We start from the raw sequence: 2611 nt of genomic DNA on the forward strand, positions 1-2611 counted from the left end.
GGAAAGGTGAAAAGAACCCCGGGAGGGGAGTGAAAGAGAACCTGAAACCCTGCACTTACAAGCTGTGGGAGCACATTACTTGTGTGACCGCGTACTTTTTGTAGAACGGGCCAACGAGTTACGATATGCAGCAAGGTTAAGCACTTAAGGTGTGGAGCCGTAGCGAAAGCGAGTCTTAAATGGGCGATTAAGTTGCATGTCGTAGACCCGAAACCGGGCGACCTATCCATGAGCAGGTTGAAGCGAAAGTAAAATTTCGTGGAGGACCGAACCCACGAGCGTTGAAAAGCTCGGGGATGACTTGTGGATAGCGGTGAAATTCCAATCGAGCCCGGAGATAGCTGGTTCTCCCCGAAATAGCTTTAGGGCTAGCCTCAAGGTTGAGAGAAGCGGAGGTAGAGCACTGAATGTCCTAGGGGGTATTGCACTTACCGAAGACTATCAAACTCCGAATGCCGTATTCTTATACTTGGGAGTCAGACTGTGGGTGATAAGATTCATAGTCAAAAGGGCAACAGCCCAGATCGTCAGCTAAGGTCCCTAAATGTACGTTAAGTGGTAAAGGATGTGGGATTGCACAGACAACCAGGATGTTGGCTTAGAAGCAGCCACTCATTTAAAGAGTGCGTAATAGCTCACTGGTCGAGTGATCCTGCGCCGAAAATTTCCGGGGCTAAAACGTACTACCGAAGCTACGGCATCATTTATGATGGGTAGGGGAGCTTCGTATGCAGGCTGAAGCATGACCGTAAGGACATGTGGACAGTATACGAGTGAGAATGTTGGCATGAGTAGCGAGACGTGGGTGAGAATCCCACGGGCCGTAAACCCAAGGTTTCCAGGGGAAGGTTCGTCCGCCCTGGGTTAGTCGGGACCTAAGCCGAGGCCGAAAGGCGTAGGTGATGGACAACAGGTTGATATTCCTGTACCGCCAATAAGCGTTTGAGAGATGGAGTGACACAGTAGGATAAGCTAACCACACTGTTGGTTATTGTGTGGCTAAGTATTGAGGCAGTCTAGATAGGCAAATCCGTCTAGATAATGCTAGGATACGATGGGTAAGCCCTTCGGGGCGAAGTAGCTGATTTCACACTGTCAAGAAAAGCTTCTATCGAGTTTAAAGGCGCCCGTACCGTAAACCGACACAGGTGGGTGAGGAGAGTATCCTAAGGCCAGCGAGAGAACTATTGTTAAGGAACTCGGCAAAATGACCCCGTAACTTAGGGAGAAGGGGTGCCTGTCTATGACAGGCCGCAGAGAATAGGCCCAAGCGACTGTTTACCAAAAACACAGGTTTCTGCTAAGTCGCAAGACGATGTATAGGAGCTGACGCCTGCCCGGTGCTGGAAGGTTAAGGGGATCTGTTAGAGCAATCGAAGCAGTGAACTTAAGCCCCAGTAAACGGCGGCCGTAACTATAACGGTCCTAAGGTAGCGAAATTCCTTGTCGGGTAAGTTCCGACCCGCACGAAAGGCGTAACGATTTGGGCACTGTCTCAACAACAGACTGGGTGAAATTGTAATACCGGTGAAGATGCCGGTTACCTGCGACAGGACGGAAAGACCCCATGGAGCTTTACTGTAGCTTGACATTGGGTCTTGGTACTACATGTACAGGATAGGTGGGAGACTATGAAGCGTGAACGCCAGTTTGCGTGGAGTCATCCTTGGGATACCACCCTTGTAGTACTGGGATCCTAACCATAGGCCTTGAATCAGGTCTTGGAACACCGTCAGGTGGGCAGTTTGACTGGGGCGGTCGCCTCCTAAAAAGTAACGGAGGCGCTCAAAGGTTTCCTCAGCACGGTCGGAAATCGTGCGAAGAGTGTAAAGGCAAAAGGAAGCTTGATTGCAAGACATACAGGTCGAGCAAGGACGAAAGTCGGACTTAGTGATCCGGTGGTACCGCATGGAAGGGCCATCGCTCAACGGATAAAAGCTACCCTGGGGATAACAGGCTTATCTCCCCCAAGAGTCCACATCGACGGGGAGGTTTGGCACCTCGATGTCGGCTCATCACATCCTGGGGCTGTAGTAGGTCCCAAGGGTTGGGCTGTTCGCCCATTAAAGTGGTACGCGAGCTGGGTTCAGAACGTCGTGAGACAGTTCGGTCCCTATCCGTCGCAGGCGTAGGAAATTTGAGAAGACCTGTCCTTAGTACGAGAGGACCGGGATGGACGTACCTCTGGTGTACCAGTTGTTCTGCCAAGGGCATGGCTGGGTAGCTATGTACGGAATGGATAAGCGCTGAAAGCATCTAAGCGCGAAGCCAACTTCAAGATAAGATTTCCCACCGTAAGGGTAAGACCCCAGGAAGACTACCTGGTTGATAGGTCGAAGGTGTAAGTGCAGTAATGTATTTAGCTTATCGATACTAATAGGTCGAGGACTTGACCAATAAATGATTCATTATTAAATGTTATTCAGTTTTTAGAGTACTAACTCTAAAACTTAATACATAAGTTAATCGAAAGATTATGTGGTTATTATAGCAAAGAGGATACACCTGTTCCCATTCCGAACACAGAAGTTAAGCTCTTTAGCGCTGATGGTACTTGGAGGGCAACCTCCTGGGAGAGTAAGACGTAGCCACGTAATCTTTTTTTATTKTG

At 49.5% G+C, this 2611-nt stretch carries 2 rRNA genes (1 of these 2 running past the window's edge); both read left to right on the forward strand.

Going from position 1 to position 2611, the window contains the following annotated elements:
• Positions 1-2397: ribosomal RNA gene (locus G3997_RS10605) — 23S ribosomal RNA — on the forward strand (it extends 93 nt beyond the left edge of the window).
• Positions 2398-2477: 80 nt separating this feature from the next.
• A 5S ribosomal RNA gene (gene rrf, locus G3997_RS10610) occupies positions 2478-2594 on the forward strand.
• Positions 2595-2611 lie beyond the last annotated feature (17 nt).

The organism is Romboutsia sp. 13368, assembly GCF_018336475.1.
Lineage (GTDB): Bacteria > Bacillota > Clostridia > Peptostreptococcales > Peptostreptococcaceae > Romboutsia.